This window comes from Gallintestinimicrobium sp., from assembly GCF_046968865.1.
Classification (GTDB): domain Bacteria; phylum Bacillota; class Clostridia; order Lachnospirales; family Lachnospiraceae; genus Gallintestinimicrobium; species Gallintestinimicrobium propionicum.
In genome coordinates this window covers 116135-133869 of sequence record NZ_JBKVPW010000011.1, presented here as the reverse complement: position 1 = coordinate 133869, position 17735 = coordinate 116135, and the positions used below count along the sequence as shown (strand labels likewise).

Genomic DNA, 17735 nt, shown 5'->3' with positions numbered 1-17735 from the left:
GCGGAGCGTTTTTATCGTATGGAAACGAAGTTTCCTATACGATGAAAACGCCGGTCGGCATGGAAGAAAATTCTTCTGTGCCGACCGGCTTTTTATGTTCGTTACAGCTCACTCTTCCTCTTCTTTCTCCGGCAGGATCTTGCTGACCAGTGCAGATTCCACTCTCTGATCCTCCATTTTTTCCACATGAATATTCAGTCCGTTGACCTGCACATCAAACTGGCTGCCGTCCGCAGGAATGATCCGCAAGCAGCTGAAGATCATGCCGCCCAGCGTGTCATAATCGATATCCTCCGGAAGATCCAGATCCAGTGCTTCCGCAATGTCCTCAACATATGCGCCGCCTGAGATCCTCCACAAATTGTCCTCCAGCTGAACGATTTCCGGCGGCTCCTCGGAATCGAACTCATCGTAAATATTTCCGACGATCTCCTCCAGAAGATCCTCCATTGTAATAACCCCCGCCGTCTGTCCGTATTCGTCGATAACGATGGCCATATGGATTTTTCCTTTTTGCATATCCCGGAACAGGTCATCTGCATGAATCGTATCCGGTACAAAATAAGGCTCTCGCAAAAGCTCCTTTAACCCTGACGGGCTGTCATTTTTACGATCCAGGAGATAATCCCTGGCATTCAGAATACCTATAATATCGTTAATATCTTCATCGTAAACCGGATATCTGGATAAACCGCTTTCCCGGATCGTCGAAATGATGTCCTCGTCCGCCTCATCCAGCGAAAAACAGACCATATCTGCTTCTCTCGTCATCGCATCCCGCACCGAAATGTCGTCAAACCGGAACACGTTTTGAATCCACTCCTGCTCATCGTGGTCTATCGTTCCTTTTTCCCCGCCAAGGTCAACCAGCCGCCGGATCTCTTCCTCCGTAACGCTGCGTTCTACGGATTCCGTTTTAAAGTGAAGCAGCTTTAAGATCAGCTTTGCAGACCTCGACAACAGCCATACCGCCGGATGCAGTACCACCGTCAGCACACCGACTACACTACAAGTCATTCTTTCTGCAGCTTCAGGCCGCTGCATCGCGATCCGACGCGGCACCAGCTCGCCAAACAGCAATGCAAAGTACGAAAGCACAACTGTCACCAGCACAACTGCCAGCACATGACAAACAGAAAGGCTTATGCCGCTTGTTCCCAACCGTTCATACAACCATGCCATCAATTTGCCTGCAAATCCGTCCGCTGCAGCTGCACTGGCCAGAAATCCTGCCAATGTAATCCCGACCTGAATCGTAGATAGAAAAATATTCGGCTCCTCTGCAAACTTCAGCAGCCGCTGTGCTTTCCGATCGCCGTCCTCTGCCAGCTCCCGCAGCCTGTTTTTATTCAGCGATACAACAGAAACCTCGGACGCCGCCAAAAAGGCATTGACCAGAATCAGAATGATCAGTAACAAAAGTAGTTTTACCATGAATTTAAAATCTCTCCTTTTTCTACGACAAAGAGACATAACCCATTGGGAACTCCCAACAGGCTATGCCTCCTATAGCTTTCTCCAACAGAGCACAGGCTCTGTCCATTTTGTATTGTGATTGGAATTCAGAAAATTCGTTTCCCCGTCAGGGTCCGCGTTATCCATGAAATTCGGTTCCTTCCCTGTCTGAAATAAATCCTGTGCGAAGCGATCTTTATACAAAGCTGTTCTCTCTGCTTTATTTCAGGCAATCCGCTTTTGACATGTTTACTTCATCCATTATACAGAATCAGGAAAGGAGCTGTCAAGATTTTATTCTATCCCCTTCACTTCGTAGCCGGCATCTACGATTGCTGCAGTCAACGCTTCATCGATTGCTGTGCCTTCTACAACTGCCTGCTTATCCTCCAGGCTTACGGTTACAGCGGTCACGCCCGCTACGCCCTCCAGCGCTTTTGTTGCTGCCTTTACGCAGTGCTGACACATCATGCCTTCGATTTTGATTGTTTTTTTCATGGTAGTCTCTCCTTTTGATTCATCATTTTGGGCTATTCTATCCGCAATTTCCGCGGCTGCCGTGCTTTGCTCCATCATACCGCCATTTCCGGTTGTCTGCAAATCTGCAGTACCGCTCTCATGCTTCCACTTCGGCGTAAAGAACCGGAGACGGAGCGCATTCGATACGACGGATACAGAAGAGAAGCTCATCGCCGCCGCACCGATCATCGGGTTTAATAAAATATGGAACGCCGGATACAGCACGCCTGCTGCCACCGGAATGCCAATCGCATTGTAGAAAAATGCCCAGAACAGGTTCTGCTTGATGTTGCGCATCACCGCACGGCTTAAGCTTACCGCAGATGCTGCGTCCATCAGATCGCTCTTCATCAGTACGATATCCGCTGATTCGATCGCCACATCTGTTCCTGCGCCGATCGCGATTCCGACATCCGCCCTCGCCAGTGCGGGCGCGTCGTTGATACCGTCTCCCACCATTGCAACCTTGTGCCCCTGCTCCTGCAGCCGACGAACTTTTTCCTCTTTATCCTGCGGAAGCACATCCGCAATAACCGTCTTGATGCCAACCTGTTTTTTGATTGCCTCTGCCGTTCTTGCATTGTCGCCGGTCAGCATAATGACGTCCATTCCCATCTCCTGCAGTCTGGCAATTGCCTCCCTGCTGGTGGGTTTTACAACGTCCGCAGCAGCGATCACGCCAAGGAACTTTCCTCCCTGTGCAAAATACAACGGCGTCTTGCCTTCATCCGCCAACCGTTCCTGTAAGCCTGCCGCGGCGGAAATATCGATTTTGTTGGTTTCCATCAGCTTCCGGTTGCCTGCAAAGCATCTCGTTTTATCGATTGTTCCCGCGATGCCCTGTCCCGGAATCATCTCATAATCCGAAACCTCTTTGAGCGCTGCCGAGCGTTCTTCCGCTTTTTTGACAATCGCCTCTGCAAGCGGATGGCTGGACATTTTTTCCAGAGAAAAGGCCAGCTGTAAAAGTTCTGTATACGCCTGTGTGTTTTCACCTGCTGTTTTTCCATCTGCATCCAGCGCGATCACGTCCGTCACAACCGGCTTGCCCTGGGTTACTGTGCCGGTTTTATCCAGAACAACCGTATCAATGCTATGTGTAATCTCCAACGCTTCCGCAGATTTGATCAAAATACCCTTCGCCGCACCCCGTCCGGTTCCCACCATGATCGCCGTAGGCGTTGCCAGCCCGAGGGCACACGGACAGGAAATTACCAGCACAGAAATCGCAACAGAAAGTGCAAACTCAAAGCTCTGACCGGCAAGCAGCCAGAGGATTGCCGCCAACAGCGCTATTGTAATGACAACCGGAACAAACACACTGCTGACCCTGTCCGCCAGCTTTGCAATCGGCGCTTTGGAGGATGTCGCATCATCTACCAGCTGAATAATCTTTGACAGTGTCGTATGTTCTCCAACCGCAGTTGCTTCCATCTGAAAATATCCGGTTCGGTTGATCGTACCTCCGGTCACAGGATCTCCGGTCTGCTTGTCCACCGGAAGGCTTTCGCCGGTGATCGCAGATTCATCCACAGAAGCAAAGCCTTCTGTAATTTTTCCATCCACCGGAACCGTATCACCATCCCGGACAACCAGAATATCTCCATTCTGTACATCGTCTACGGAAATTTCTTCTTCCTGTCCATTCCTTAATACCTTCGCGGTCTTCGGTGCCAGATCCATCAGCTTCGTGATCGCCTCGGACGTCTTGGATTTTGCCCGGGCCTCCATGAATTTTCCCAGAGTGATCAGTGTCAGGATCATCGCTGAGGATTCAAAATACAAATTCATGCCAAAGGTCTCGACCATATCCATATCTTCGATGGAAAAGCCCCAGGCGATTTTGTAAATCGCATAGATGCCATACACAAACGCCGCGCCGGAGCCCAATGCGATCAGCGAATCCATATTCGGAGAACGATGCCACAGATTTCTCAATCCGTTTTTAAAATAATGTCCGCCTGCAATCAAAACCGGCAGCACCAGCAAAAACTGGGTAAATGCAAAAATCATATGATTTCTTGCTCCCAGCAGCCACGACGGCAGCGGCCAGCCAGCCATATGTCCCATCGAAATATAAAACAGCGGGATCGTAAAGACTAACGAAACGATCAGTCTCTGCTTCATCTGCTTTGCTGCCGCCGCAGCCGCATCTGTTGCACCGTTTTTTCCTCTGCCTGATGCTCCTGTCGTTTTGCTGCCCTGTGTCTGGTGAAGCGAAGCGCCATAGCCGATGTCTTCTACTTGATGAATAATTTTCCCGGAATCCAGTTCGGCTTCATCATAGGAAACCGTCATGCTGTTTTTCAGCAGATTGACGCTGCATTGCTGCATGCCCTCCATTCCGGAAATTCCTTTTTCAATTCGCGCTGAGCATGCCGCGCATGACATGCCGGTAATATCATAGGTTTCTTTTTTCATATATCTCCATTCTGCAGCCGTCCTGTATAGTCTTTCCTGCTTTACAGCTTTTAAAGGCTGCCCTTAAAGAACTCATCTTGTCTTTTTTTCTATCCTCTGCTACCATTATAACAATTAGGATAGAAAAATAAAGAATGCACTATTTTGTAATATACTACCCAAAAGGATAGTGTTCACCTCACAACAATAGAATGTACGCTCTGCGAGCATTCTATTGTCATGAATAAGAATGGAGAAATCGCTATGGCTTCAAAAGAAAATCCCTCGGTCAATAAAAATTGCCCTGTTTCCGCTACAATCCGCTTAATCGGCGGCAAATATAAAGCGCTGCTGCTCTGGCACCTGACCGGTCAGACGCTGCGCTTCAACCAGCTGCACCGTCTCGTCCCCGAGGCGACGCCTAAAATGCTGACCCAGCAGCTCCGCGAACTGGAAGAAGACGGTCTGATTTCCCGCACAGTTTATCCTGTCGTTCCGCCCCGCGTCGATTACTCGCTGACGGCGCTCGGTGAAAGCCTTTTCCCGATTCTCGAAGCGATGTATCGTTGGGGCAGCGCCCTGATGCAGGACGAAGGGCTTACGCCGGCATGTACAATGACCGACAGCCATGCTATGGCTGCATCCTCTACAGCTTCTGCACCAAATGCCGTGTTGCAGAACACTCCGTCCGCGGCATGCTGCGAAAGCGACGACGTTTTGTCCCGCCGCAGCACGACAAAAAAAGAACAGGAGAGCTGTCCCTCCTGTTCCTGTCATGCACGTTTAAAATCCTGAGCTACACCTTGGCATGCCGGACAATTCCAATCCCGATGGGATACGGTCCGGTATGCACTCCAATTGTCGCACCGATCTGATAAATGCCGATTTCTTCAATTCCAAGCCGTTCCCGGATCAGGTCCTTCAACATCTCCCGGAAGCCGACCGCCTCTTCATAGTCATAGCCATAGCCGATACAAAAGCTGTATTCTCCCGGCTTTGCCTGTACCTCATCCAGGTATTTTTCCGTCATCTCCACAACCTTCTGCATCGATTTCTGACGGCTTCTGGTAATGCCGGAATTGAAAATTTCTCCCTCCTTCAGTGTGATGAGAGGTTTGATTTTCAACGCACTGGCCGCAATTCCTGCAAGCTTTCCAATGCGTCCGCCATGCTTTAAGTAATCGATGCTGCCGATCGTAAAAAAGATCCTGCCGCTCTCCCGGATGGAAAGCAGAGCTTCTGTAATCTGCTCATATTCCAGTCCGAGATCCCGCAGTCTGCACGCTTCCAGCACAAACAGTCCCTGCAGCACCGTATCAAATGTCGAATCAATGACTGCGATCTTTGCCTCCGGATACTCTTCCAGGATCATATCCTTTGCTGTAGTTGCCGACTGCAGAGAACCGCTGAATTTCGCCGTGATGCAAATGCAGATCACCGGAATATTTTCTTTTACAGATTTTTCAAACACCTCATAAAAATCCTGTACAGACGGCATGGATGTCTTCGGAAATACATCCGGATGATCCACCATCTGCTGATAAAAATCGCGTACCGTGATCTCTTCTATTTCTTTATAATAATTTTCCCCGTCAAACGAAACATAAAAGGGAACAACCTCAATATCCTTTTCTTTAGACAACTCCGGCGTTAAATCCTGAGAACCGTCACTGATGATCTGTACCTTTTTCTGCATAAGTGCCTCACACAACATATAGTTTTGAAAACTACTTTTTGTAACTGTATGATTATATCACACTCTTCAGGAAAGATACAAGTCATTTTCAGTGGTTGCTTCCTCTTTTCATGGCAGATGGTGTTGCTGCGCCACGCGTACCATTTTCAAAACCAAAACTTTACTTTAATATTTCTTCCATCTCATATTTCTTTGTCATCGCTTCCATCACCTCTTTTTCCGACAAACGGACAATAAATTCTGCATCTCCACCTGCCGCCATCCTGGAAATCAGCTCCAGCAAACTCGCTCTTCCCTCATTTCTACACTCCTCTGCCCAGTCTTCCATAGCCTTACACATATCATATTCCTCGCTTTCTTCCTTTAAATATTTCGTTTTCTTTTCCAATAAATCTTCCCTGTTTAACATAATACAGATCATATCGTATGCGGACGCGTCCATCCGACTGATCCGTTCTTCATTGTCTTTGCAATATTTCCGAAGCTCTTCCTTGTTTTTCTGTCGTTTCATCAGTCCGATCAGTTCCCGCAGATTTGTATGGAAATACTCTTCCTGCAGGTCTTTTAAACAAAATACATGGATCGGGTAATCTGTGATCAGGCTCTTTAGCTTTTCATCAATCCCCTGCAGCTTGAGCATATCACTTAGCCTCTTTGGCGCATTCCACTCCTCCTCTCCATGGTAAATCACAAGCGTAACGACCGGAATCAACCGATCCGTCCGCCTTAGGCGGCTTAAATATTCTGTGCTGTCTGTCAGCATCCCGCTGTTCTCCTCGTACAGTTTCTTTAGTTGCCTGCTGTATTCCTCCGTGTCGTATTCCATACACCGAAACGGCATCGCAAGGTGCAGATTGTTCTGTGCTTCCGCTGCCAACAGCACCATCATTTTCCGGTTCGAAAACATTTTAATAGCGTCCCGTTCCCGGTGTTTTCTCAGTCCATTTCTGCCGTAGTTCATCAATGTCCTCGAATAGTTTTTCTGCACCTCGCTCAACTGCCCCGGCAAGATCACCTCCTCCCCTTCATACAGGCACCCATTGTACAAGTCTGCCAAAATTTCATCCCGGTTTAAATACCCCACAAATGCGTCATTTTGTCTTCCCATCCACACTCCTCTTCTCTCTTTCCAGCAGAAATCTATCACACCTAAAAATTTACGATACCCGGCACATTTAAGAAATTGTAACCACTTCCACACAACCTCCCCACAGTATTCCGTCAAAGTATCCTTTTCAAATGATTCCTCTCCGCTGCGCATTATTCTCTTGTCCCAAACAAATTGAATTCCGGCAGTCCTGCCGTCATGAAGCGCACAGCCCATCTATGCTGTACCCCTGGAAAATGGAAACGCTGCAACCGTTATAAGCCCGTTTCGCATTTTTAATATGAATATAGTGATGATAGAATAGATTCAAAGCGCTCTGCCTTGACAACTTCATTATAACAGCTTTTTTCATTCTGACAAGTCGTGAAAATACGGCAGCAAAAAATCGCCACAGCCCAGTAAATACAAGGGCTACAGCGATTTTATTTTTACTCAACTGTCAAAGATTGGATTATAGCACAACTTTCAGGAAAGATACAAGTCATTTTCCGTACTCTTCTCAGCCCTCGCCAATCTTATTGACCTGTTCCAGAAGCTCTGCCAGCTGTTTTCTGCTATAGCGTCCCTCTGTAAAGGTTACAAGAGTTTTCAGCGGAAAGTCGCAGATCACACGGAATGCGAAATCCTCCGCATTTTCTCCCATCTCGAAATCAATACCGGACTCCCGTTTAAAATAATCCATCCTTTCCTCTGCGATCGGTCTGGTCGGCAGATATGCATACAACTCACCAAAGGTTGTATTGGCATGGAAATGCTTGTGGATCTTCGCTGTCGAAGTCACTGTAACGGTCTTTTTCAGGCGAATGTCCCGGCTCGATGCACCGACTAAAATTTCGAACTGCCCGCTCTGCACCAGAAAATCCTTCTGCTCCACATCGTAGTAGGCAAAACTTCTTTTATTCAGCACAAACTCTGCGGTTTTGGTTTCTCCCGGCTCCAGAGAAAGCTTTACAAAGCCTTTCAGCCCCTTCTCCGGACGAATGATTTCATTCTGGCAGTCGTGAACATAGAGCTGCACCGTCTCTTTTCCGGCACGTTTCCCTGTATTGGTCACCCTCACCTTAACACGCAGCTGATCGGTATCCAAAATGCTCTCCCGATCCGTTTCGATGCTGCCATAGGAAAAGGTCGTGTAGCTTAAGCCCTCGCCAAATGCAAACTGCGGACGGATTTTTTTCGAATCATAATGGCGGTATCCGACAAAGACACCCTCCCGGTATTCCACCTGATAGCCCTCTCCCGGGAAATTCAGGTATGCAGGAGTATCCTCCAGACGCATCGGGAAAGTCTCTGCCAGCTTACCGCTGGGATTTACCTCTCCGTAAAGGATCGACGCCATGGCACCGCTTCCCGCCTGTCCCAGCAGGTAGCCTTCTACAATCGCTTTTACATCGTCTTCAAACGGCATCACCACCGGAGCACCATTGTTCAATACAACGATCAGATTCGGATTATACTGCTTCAGCACACGGATCATTTCCAGCTGTGCACCGGGCAGATTCAGATGCTTACGGTCAAGTCCCTCTGTCTCATAGCTTTCCGGAAGTCCCATGCATAAAACAACCTTGTCTGCTGCCTTTGCCGCCGCAATCGCCCGTTCCAGTTCTGCTTCATCCAGACTTTCCGCATCCACAGAAAATCCTTTTTCATATAAAACAGCATCGCCGCCGCGCTTTTGCATTTCCTCCAGCAGCGTATCCAGAAATGTCGGGTTGATATGGGAGCTTCCACCGCCCTGAATCCTGCTCTTTACCGCAAACTCACCGATCAGCGCTATTTTTTCCGTTTTGGCAAGCGGAAGCTGCTGCTCTTCATTTTTCAGAAGCACAATACATTCCGATGCGATCTTCTGTGCCAGTTCATGATGGGTTTTTGGAACAAACGGTTCTACCGGCGGCTTTTCATCTGCCTTTGCGATCAGCTCAAGCAGTCGGCGAACTGAAACATCTACCTGTGCTTCGGTAATTTTTCCTTCCTGCACAGCCTCCAATACCGCACGGTCATTGACACCTCCCGAAGACGGCATTTCCAGATCCTGACCGGCCTCCAGTCCCTTGACGCGATCGTTCGTCGCGCCCCAGTCCGTAACGACCAGACCTTCATAGGCCCATTCGTCCCGCAAAACATCATTCAATACTTTCTTATTTTCCGAACCGAACTCACCGTTTAACCGGTTATAGGCACACATGACCGTCCAGGGCTTTCCTTCTTTGATCGCAGTTTCAAAGCTTGCCAGATAAATTTCCCGAAGTGTCCGTTCATCCACCTTTGCATTGATCGTCAGGCGCCTCGTCTCCTGATTGTTCGCCGCAAAATGCTTGATCGAAGCGCCGACTCCCTTGCTCTGCAGCCCTGTGATATGTGCCTTTGCAAGTCGAGAAGACAGATACGGATCTTCGGAAAAGTATTCAAAGTTCCGTCCGCACAGAGGCGAGCGTTTGATATTCGCCCCCGGTCCCAATAAGACATCTACATTTTCCGCCCGGCACTCGATTCCAAGCGCTTCTCCCATCTCATAGATCAGCTCTTCATTCCAGGAAGCTGCCAACGCTGCTGCCGGCGGAAAACAGGTTGCCGGAACGCTTTTATTCAAGCCCAGATGATCCGCATTCTCTACCTGCTTACGCAGACCGTGCGGTCCGTCCGTCAGCATCAGCTTGCGGATGCCAAGGCGCTCAACTGCCTGCGTATACCAGAACGCAGAGCCTGACAGCAGACTGCATTTTTCTTCCAACGTTAGCTGTCCAAGTAATTCTTCTATCGCCATTGCTGCTTTCCTCCTGCCAATATACCCGGCTGCAGTGTGCGTCACCACACCATCGACTGCCGAATCTTTTCTCCTTCGCAGCTCCTGCAAAAGCTGGAGCTGCGCTGCACCAGAAAGACTTATTCCTCCCAGGTTTTATAATACCAGCCGTAGCCATTGCCGGGCAGGATGACATTACGTAAAACACACTCCCCTTTTCCGAGCAGATCTTGAAAGGGCATTTCTCCCATGTCGATCCATGCCGTCTGGGGCTCATCCGAGAAGTTGAACACGCCGACAACCATCTCGTTTTTCAGCTGTCTGCAGATGCACAGCACATGGCTGTTATAGGTGTCATAGGTCCATACAGCAGCCTTTCCGGAAAACGGACCACATGCAAAGCGGGCTTTTTCCATCTTCTGCATGCCCTCGAAAATCCGGTTCTGGACAGTACCCCTTTCTGCTCTTTTCTTTTCCAGCTCCCAACGGAAATGTCCTCTGTGTACATAACGGGAATCCGCCGCACGGTCTGCATCCGGATCATCCTTATAGGAATAATCATTGAGCTGACCGATCTCATCTCCGCTGTATATAACCGGAATGCCGGACTGAATAAACAGATAAGCGTTGAGCATCAGGATTTTCTGAATGGCACGCTCAATTCTCGCCGGATCCTTTGCCTGCAGCGAAGTCTCCAGACCGCACAGGGATGCCGTCGTTCCGCAAAGTCTCGCATCCTGTAATACAGGATCATCATTATACAGCTCTCCCCGCGCATCGCTGCCTGCTGCCATGCCCCGGAAATATTCATTCAGATACTTCTTATGCGGAATCTCCTGAATCCCGGAGGGTTTTAAGAAATCATAGTCCAATCCCCAGCCGATATCGTCGTGGCAGCGCAGATAATTCAGGAAAACATATTCCTTCGGCAGACTGTTTACCACGTCCATCTGCTGTTTTAACAGCGCAACCTCTTTTGTTGCAACGGTATGCCAGGTTGATGCCATCGTCGTTACGTTATACAGCATATGGCATTCCGGTTTTTCGAGTGTTCCGAAATAGGGGACAACCTTGGCAGGCTCCATAACAACCTCACCCAGCAGCACAACGCCAGGGCAAACGATTTCCGTGATCATACGGATCATGCGCACAATGGTGTGTACCTGCGGCAGATTTCTGCAGTCTGTTCCCAGCTGCTTCCAGATATAGGGAACCGCATCGATCCTGACGATATCAATACCCTGATTCACCAGATACAGCATATTATAGACCATCTCGTTAAAAACGACCGGGTTGGAATAGTTTAAGTCCCACTGATAGGGATAAAAGGACGTCATAACATATTTTTGGCACTCGTCCCGCCAGGTAAAATTACCGGGCGCCGTTGTCGGAAATACCTGGGGCACTGTTTTTTCAAACTCCTGCGGAATGTCCGGTGTATCATAGAAAAAATACCGATCCTGATATTCCTTTTCTCCTGCCAGTGCGCGCTTTGCCCACTCATGGTCTTCCGATGTGTGATTCATTACAAAGTCCATGCATACGCTCATCTTTTTCTCATGGCAGGCGCTGCACAGAGAAGCCAACTCCTCCATCGTACCCAGGGCCGGCTGCACCTTCCGGTAATCCGCTACCGCATAGCCTCCATCACTTTTTCCCTTCGGGGTATCCAGAAATGGCATCAGATGCAGGTAGTTTACGTTGCATGCTTCCAGGTAAGGCAGCTTTTTCTTCACACCCTTCAAATTGCCGGCAAAAGCGTCGATATACAGCATCATGCCAAGCATATCCTGGCGGCTGTACCATGCAGGCTCCTGTTCTCGCTCCCGGTCCAGCTTCTTTTCTGATTCCGGGCGCTCCTGATACCATGCTTCCATCTGTTCACATAACTGGGTAAACATATCCTCTCTTCCCGGATATAATTCGCAGTACAGCCATTTGAGCTCATCCAAATGGCGCTGCAGTCTTTTCTGATATTCCTGCGCTGTTTTCATGTTCTTTCCTCTCCTTTTGCCGCGCGGCGGGCACAGCAGATTTTATTTCAATTTCGAACGCGGATGTCACAGCGCCCCCGCCAGCGTTGTGCTGCGATTTTTATTCCACTTCAACTACCGCATTCTGTCCGTTTAGCTCAAGCAAATACAGGCAATCCTTTTTCTCCACCTGCGCTGTTACATCCTCTCCGTTGCAAAGCACACGCTTTACAGGCTCTTTGGATAAAAATCCGACGGTCTTTCCGCCACAGATTTCGCCCATTAGCCTGCCGCCGATCTCATGCATCCACAGTACCGCATCAAAGCTGATGTATTTATCCACAAGTCCCACAAAGGTTTTCCCCTCTGTGTCCTCCACAAATAAAAACCAGGTGAAATCCCCCGCTGCAAGGCGGTATTCCCTGCCTTCTTCTGCACTGCAGGCCGCAGCAGTCTGATTACGACAATCATAAATCCAGCAGTTTTTCCCGGAAAGCTCCGGAATATCCGATGCACCGATCCGATAGGTCTGTTCCTGATGGGTCAGATTATAAACGGCAATCACTCCGCCGATCTTACCATTTGCATATGCTCCGACATTTGTCAGCTTCAGCACGCCATCTTTTCTGGGATCACGAAACATACAATCCTGTGTCGGTCTTGCCGCCCGTAAAAGCTGCGGCAGCCTTCCGTCCGCATAGCAGAGAGGTGCTGCAACCTCCGGGGCTGTTTCTCCTATCCGATCGCTGAAATACACCGGTCCTCCGCTGATCGCACGCAGCAGGCTGTGGCGCAGACCATCCTCATGGCTTGTCCAGAACATATCCCAGTCGCATACATACAGCTCGCCCTGGTAGGGTGTATTGTATGCATTCTGGAGCAAATGCTCTGCAAATCCATCCTCCCGTTTTGGTACAAAATCATCGCTGTTTCGTGCAACCGCTGTCTGGGGACGGGAAAACATGTTCTCTGCCGCCATTCCCATACAGTTGATCACTGCACCGTCAAAGTACGCTGCCGCGCCCTCCAGCGCTCCATGTATTCCCCGCGTCGCTGTCATCAGTGGAAGATCATTTTCAAAATAATTATGTACGGCGCTCTGTCCGTCCACTTTGGAAAAGCTGATGCCCTCCCGCTTCAGATATTCATACCAATCCCGGTAAAAGCCGTAGCCCTTGGCTGCATCCGGCCACGGGATCAGCTTCCCGGGTGCATTTTGATATAAATGCTCCTGCTCTTTTGCTGCAAGGTCGCTTCCCGGCTCGATTCCGCCCCAGTAGCCGCCAAGCGCATGCCAGACACCAAACCAGTCCACCTGTGTATCCCGCTTTATATCACGGATCATCTGAGCAAATCCGTTGGGGAACTTTTCTTTTTCGGGCGCAAGGTCATAGAGTGCGTCTCCATGCACCGACAGCCAGCCGTCATCCATCAGCATCCAGCGCACCGGTACATTTTTTTCCGCAAATTCTCTGCCCTTTGCGCGAACCTTTTCTTCACTGATTTCCGTATAAAATGCATCCCAGCTGCACCAGCCAAGATATTTCAGCATCTCCGGCATATTCCGTTCCTCTTTCAAACGGATTCCGTGATACTCTGCCGCCCACGCCATACACGCATGAACCGCTTCCTGCAAACTGTCCGCCTCCGCATATGCATAAACAGGCTCGTCCAGTTTGCTGATTCCGCCCTTGCAGGCGCTCATTCCGAAAATAAGCGTATTCTCTCTTCCGGGCTTTACCTGGGTCTTAAACTGTTTTCCCGGCATTGGAAGCAGGAAAAAGTATCCGTTTCTCAGCTTTCCGTAAATCGCCTGTGTCAGCTCCGGGATTTCCGAAAAGTCATTGATAAATGCCGGTCTTGTCCACCAGTCGTTTAAAAGATACATTGCGGTCATCGCCTCCGGCCGGATCTCCGTTTCCACTTCCAAAATAACCGGAAGCTCTTCCTCCAGATTATCACTTCTCCGGCAGCCGTCCTGCTCAATTTCCAGCTTCAGCCAGCCGGATCTGACCTTTTTTTCTGTTCTATAGATAAATTCCGCTGTCACATTGTCCTGCTTTTCCAGAATAACCCGCAAAGCTTCTCCATTATCTTCCCGGACAAGTGGCAAAAGCACCTGCTCCGGTTTTCTCTGTCTGTGCAGCCGCAGGACGATATTATTTTTTCTCTGCATAAGTTCCTCGCCTTCTGCCGTTGTACCGGCTTCCTTCTGTTATGCTTCCTCTGCGATCAGAACCTCATACGGGCGCAGACGCACCGTATTACCTGTAAAAGCAGCTTCCTTATAGTTGTCTGCAAGCACCTGTCCGGGCGCAGCCACCAGAGTCAACTCGCGTTCTTCCGGCTGCATGTTGCACAGTACGAGCAACGTTTTGCCTTCAAAGCTTCTTCGATACGCGATCAGATTTTTCTCCTCCCGATAAGCCGGTGCAAAGGTGCCTTCGCTGATCAGCTCTGACCATTGGGAATGCAGACGCAGCCCGATCATCTTCTTATACCATGTAAGCACGGAATCCTCGTCTCTCTCTTCCTGTGCTGCGTTCAGCCCTGTATAGTTGGGATTTACCTTTAACCAGGGTTTTCCTGTTGTAAATCCGGCATTTTCTGTAGCATCCCACTGAAACGGCGTCCGCGCATTGTCCCGGCTTTCCAGCTGAACCAGACGCAGCGCTTCCTCCGGTGAAAATCCATCTGCCAGTGCGCGGTTATATTGATTGTGGGTCGATACATCATTGTAATCGTCCATCGACGCATACGCACAGTTTCTCATGCCGATCTCCTGCCCCTGATAGACATACGGCGTGCCCCTCAGCAGCAGATACATGGATGCGAGCATCGTTGCCCCATAATAATTTCTTCCCTCCCGGGGCAGATAATGGTCGATCGATCTGGGCTGATCGTGATTTTCTGTGCAAACACCAAACCATCCCCTGTCTCCTGCCATTTCGTGACTGGAAAACAGCTCTCTTTTCAGATCCTCCGGCGTCCACTCCTGTCGGTCATACCAGAAATAGTTCGGTCCCTTCAATTCCAGCTGGCACCAGGAGAACTCAAACACCATAGAAAATACACCATCTTCTAAGGAAATAAACGAAAGCAGCGTCTCCGGAGTCAGACCGGCTGTCTCGCCGACTGTCAGTGTTTCTCTTCTTCCGTATGTCCGATCTCTGAACTCCCGCAGCAGTGCTTCGATTCCGGGCTGATTCAGTGCGCCGTGCGCAACGGATACCAGACCATCTTCTCCGTCTGCAGGATAAGAGGGCAATCCCGCTTCTTTTTTCAAATAGGTGATGGCATCCAGCCGGAAGCCCCCGATGCCCTTATCCAGCCACCAGTTGACCATCTTATAGATTTCTTCCCGCAGCTCTTTATTTTCCCAGTTTAAATCGGGCTGTTTCTTCGTAAAAATGTGCAGGTAGTAATAGTCCGTTCCCTCGATCGGCTCCCACGCGCTTCCGCCGAAGATGGACCTCCAGTTGTTCGGTGCTTTGCCGTCGATTCCTTTTTTGATATAAAAATACTTGCCGTAAGGTCCTTCCGGATCTGCTTTTGCTTTTTGAAACCACTTATGCTCGTCGGAGCAGTGATTGACCACCAGATCCATGATGATACGGATGCCGCGTTTCTTCGCTTCTGCGATCAGCTCATCCATGTCCTCGTCCGTTCCAAAGGCTTCATCTATATGATAATAATCTGCAATATCGTAACCGTTATCGTCCATCGGGGATTTATAAACCGGACAGAGCCAGATCACATTTGCCCCGAGGTCACGGATATAGTCCAATTTTTCAATAATACCGCGCAGATCGCCGATTCCATCCCCATTCGCATCATAAAAGCTGCGGGGGTAAATCTGATAAACGACTGCCTTTTTCCACCACTTTTCTTTTTCCATGAGCAAAATTCCCTTTTCCTGATAAGATGATGTCGGGATCAAAAGCCTCGACCTTGATGCCTGCAGAAAGCCTGCTGTCTTACTGCTTCCCTAATACAAAATACAACGAAAACCCGCACAAGGCGGGTTTTCGCAATTGCCGGCAGACACTCGGCAGCTATGAGGTTTTCTCATCATCCGACACTGCCAGTCTGTTTACATCTTAACGGCACCTTCTGCCACACCTGCCACGATATACTTCTGCAGGAAAATATAAAGAATGACAATCGGGATGATCGTTACCAGCACAGCCGGGAAGATCAGCTCCCACGGGTTACCGTACTGACCTGATGTCAGCTTGGCGAAGTATAACTCCAGCGTCAGGGTTTTCACTCCGTTGCTGTTACCGATTACCAGGAAAGGAAGCAGATAGTCGTTCCAGATCCACATACCGTTTAATACGATAACAGTAACTGTAGTTCCCTTTAACAGCGGGAATACTACTTTAAAGAACATCTGAAAAATGTTGGCTCCGTCAATGATCGCCGCTTCCTCCAGAGACTGGGGAACGCTCTTGATAAAGCCATGATACAGAAATACTGACATACTCAGTCCAAAACCGCCGTACATGAAGATCAGTCCGGGGATGTTCTTGAGTCCTATTTTCTCAAAGAGATCCAGCAAAGGATACATCAGAGACTGGAAGGGGATCAGCATTGCTGCGGTAAATCCAAGATAAAGTACAGTACCCAGGATGCTCTTGCTTCTTACCATTACCCATGCTGCCAGAGAAGAAACCATAACCAGAAGCAGCACAGAAATGAAGGTGATCACAAAGGTGATCCAGATGGCGCGGAAGAAATGGATCTGCTGCGCCGCACTGATAATATACTGAAAGCTCCAGGAAGAAGGCGCGCTGACCGGTGAATCCACGATCTCATTGTTGGATTTGAAGGAATTGAAGATCAGGAAAACCAGCGGAGCCAGTGTATAAATCGCAACGAGGGCCAAAATCGCGTGCATCAAGGCCTGACCTGTTTTATGACGTCCCTGCATGCTCATTACAGCTCCACCTCCTTCTTAGATGTAATGGAAACCTGAACCAGGGTTACAGCTGCGATCAGCACAAAGAAGATAACAGCCTGTGCCTGTGCAAGACCGTAGTCCGGGGGAGAACCGTCACGGGTTGTATACAGGATCTGCATCGCCAGCATTCTGGTACTGAAGTTACCGTCTGTCAACGCTACGTTCTGATCCAACAGCATGAAGCATTTGGACAGTGTCAGGAAAAATACGATAGTAAAGGATGGCATCAGCATCGGAACCGTGATGCTCTTAAATCTCTGCCAGGTACCTGCTCCGTCAATCGCCGCCGCTTCCGACAGATCCTTCGGAATATTATTCAAACCGGTGGTATAGATGATCATCATATAACCGGCCATCTGCCATGTGATCAGCATTACCAGGGCAAACAGCGCCTTGGTGTTGTCCTGCGTCATGTTGCACAGCGCGGGAATGGAAATGATTCCGTCTTCTCCGAACAGAATCTTGGAAAAAACGATTTCAAAAATGAACTGCCAGATATAGCCCAGTGCCAGGCCACCTAACAGGTTAGGCAGAAAGTAGATCGTGCGGTATGCCGCAGCGCCTTTGTTCAGGCTGGTTGCCAGAAGCGCCATTGCAAGGGATACCACGTTGATCGCTACAACTGCCACAAGCGTTACCTTAATGGTATATACAAACGCATCAAGGAATTTTTTGGTTTTAAATGCCTTAACATAGTTGTCGAAGCCAACAAACGCTTCCCAGAAATGATCACCGCCTGCAAAGTAGGTACCTCTCCAGGCTGTAAAGGAATAAATGACACCCATGATGAACGGGATCACAATTACCATAACAAACAAAATCAGGGCCGGAAGCGCTAACGGTACAAATCTTTTTTTATAATATCTGTCCATTAC

General features: G+C 49.1%; 10 protein-coding genes and 1 pseudogene. 1 reads left to right on the top strand and 10 read right to left on the bottom strand.

Features of this window, described 5'->3' with window-relative positions:
- Nucleotides 1-108: 108 nt before the first annotated feature.
- Together ACLTOQ_RS11020 and ACLTOQ_RS11015 are read right to left on the bottom strand one after the other, a co-directional pair.
- Nucleotides 109-1434, bottom strand: a complete 1326-nt coding sequence (locus ACLTOQ_RS11020; protein WP_021914956.1) for a hemolysin family protein — start codon at nt 1432-1434, stop codon at nt 109-111.
- A gap of 315 nt (nt 1435-1749) precedes the next feature.
- On the bottom strand, nt 1750-4395 hold the full coding sequence (locus tag ACLTOQ_RS11015) for a heavy metal translocating P-type ATPase (RefSeq protein WP_412319399.1): 2646 nt from the start codon (nt 4393-4395) through the stop codon (nt 1750-1752).
- A 243-nt stretch (nt 4396-4638) separates the two neighbouring features.
- On the opposite strand from ACLTOQ_RS11015, the pseudogene ACLTOQ_RS11010 reads away from it, so the two are divergent.
- Nucleotides 4639-4986, top strand: a pseudogene (locus tag ACLTOQ_RS11010) (winged helix-turn-helix transcriptional regulator); the annotation flags it as partial.
- A 184-nt stretch (nt 4987-5170) separates the two neighbouring features.
- On the opposite strand, the gene ACLTOQ_RS11005 reads toward ACLTOQ_RS11010, so the two are convergent.
- The 8 genes from ACLTOQ_RS11005 to ACLTOQ_RS10970 all read right to left on the bottom strand — a co-directional run bounded on the left by ACLTOQ_RS11005 (nt 5171) and on the right by ACLTOQ_RS10970 (nt 17732).
- Nucleotides 5171-6070 carry a DegV family protein gene (locus ACLTOQ_RS11005; RefSeq protein WP_412319398.1) on the bottom strand — a complete coding sequence of 300 codons (900 nt, stop codon included), beginning with the start codon at nt 6068-6070 and terminating at the stop codon, nt 5171-5173.
- A gap of 160 nt (nt 6071-6230) precedes the next feature.
- On the bottom strand, nt 6231-7178 hold the full coding sequence (locus ACLTOQ_RS11000; RefSeq protein WP_337427731.1) for an Rpn family recombination-promoting nuclease/putative transposase: 948 nt from the start codon (nt 7176-7178) through the stop codon (nt 6231-6233).
- Nucleotides 7179-7677: 499 nt separating this feature from the next.
- Nucleotides 7678-9945, bottom strand: a complete 2268-nt coding sequence (locus tag ACLTOQ_RS10995; RefSeq protein ID WP_412319397.1) for a glycoside hydrolase family 3 C-terminal domain-containing protein — start codon at nt 9943-9945, stop codon at nt 7678-7680.
- A gap of 119 nt (nt 9946-10064) precedes the next feature.
- Nucleotides 10065-11918: an alpha-amylase family protein gene (locus tag ACLTOQ_RS10990; RefSeq protein ID WP_412319396.1), complete on the bottom strand. Its 1854-nt coding sequence runs from the start codon at nt 11916-11918 to the stop codon at nt 10065-10067.
- 100 nt (nt 11919-12018) lie between these two features.
- The gene (locus ACLTOQ_RS10985) at nt 12019-14073 is read right to left on the bottom strand and encodes a Sip1-related alpha-galactosidase (protein ID WP_262585215.1); all 2055 of its coding nucleotides are present in this window, start codon (nt 14071-14073) and stop codon (nt 12019-12021) included.
- Between the two features lie 39 nt (nt 14074-14112).
- A complete protein-coding gene (locus tag ACLTOQ_RS10980) occupies nt 14113-15795 on the bottom strand; it encodes an alpha-glucosidase (protein ID WP_412272345.1) in 1683 nt (560 codons plus the stop codon).
- A 195-nt stretch (nt 15796-15990) separates the two neighbouring features.
- Entirely contained in the window at nt 15991-16836 is an 846-nt protein-coding gene (locus ACLTOQ_RS10975; RefSeq protein WP_117959901.1) for a carbohydrate ABC transporter permease, read from the bottom strand.
- Nucleotides 16836-17732, bottom strand: a complete 897-nt coding sequence (locus tag ACLTOQ_RS10970) for a carbohydrate ABC transporter permease (RefSeq protein WP_117960055.1) — start codon at nt 17730-17732, stop codon at nt 16836-16838. The genes ACLTOQ_RS10975 and ACLTOQ_RS10970 overlap by 1 nt, the downstream gene beginning before the upstream one ends.
- Between the last annotated feature and the right edge of the window lie 3 nt (nt 17733-17735).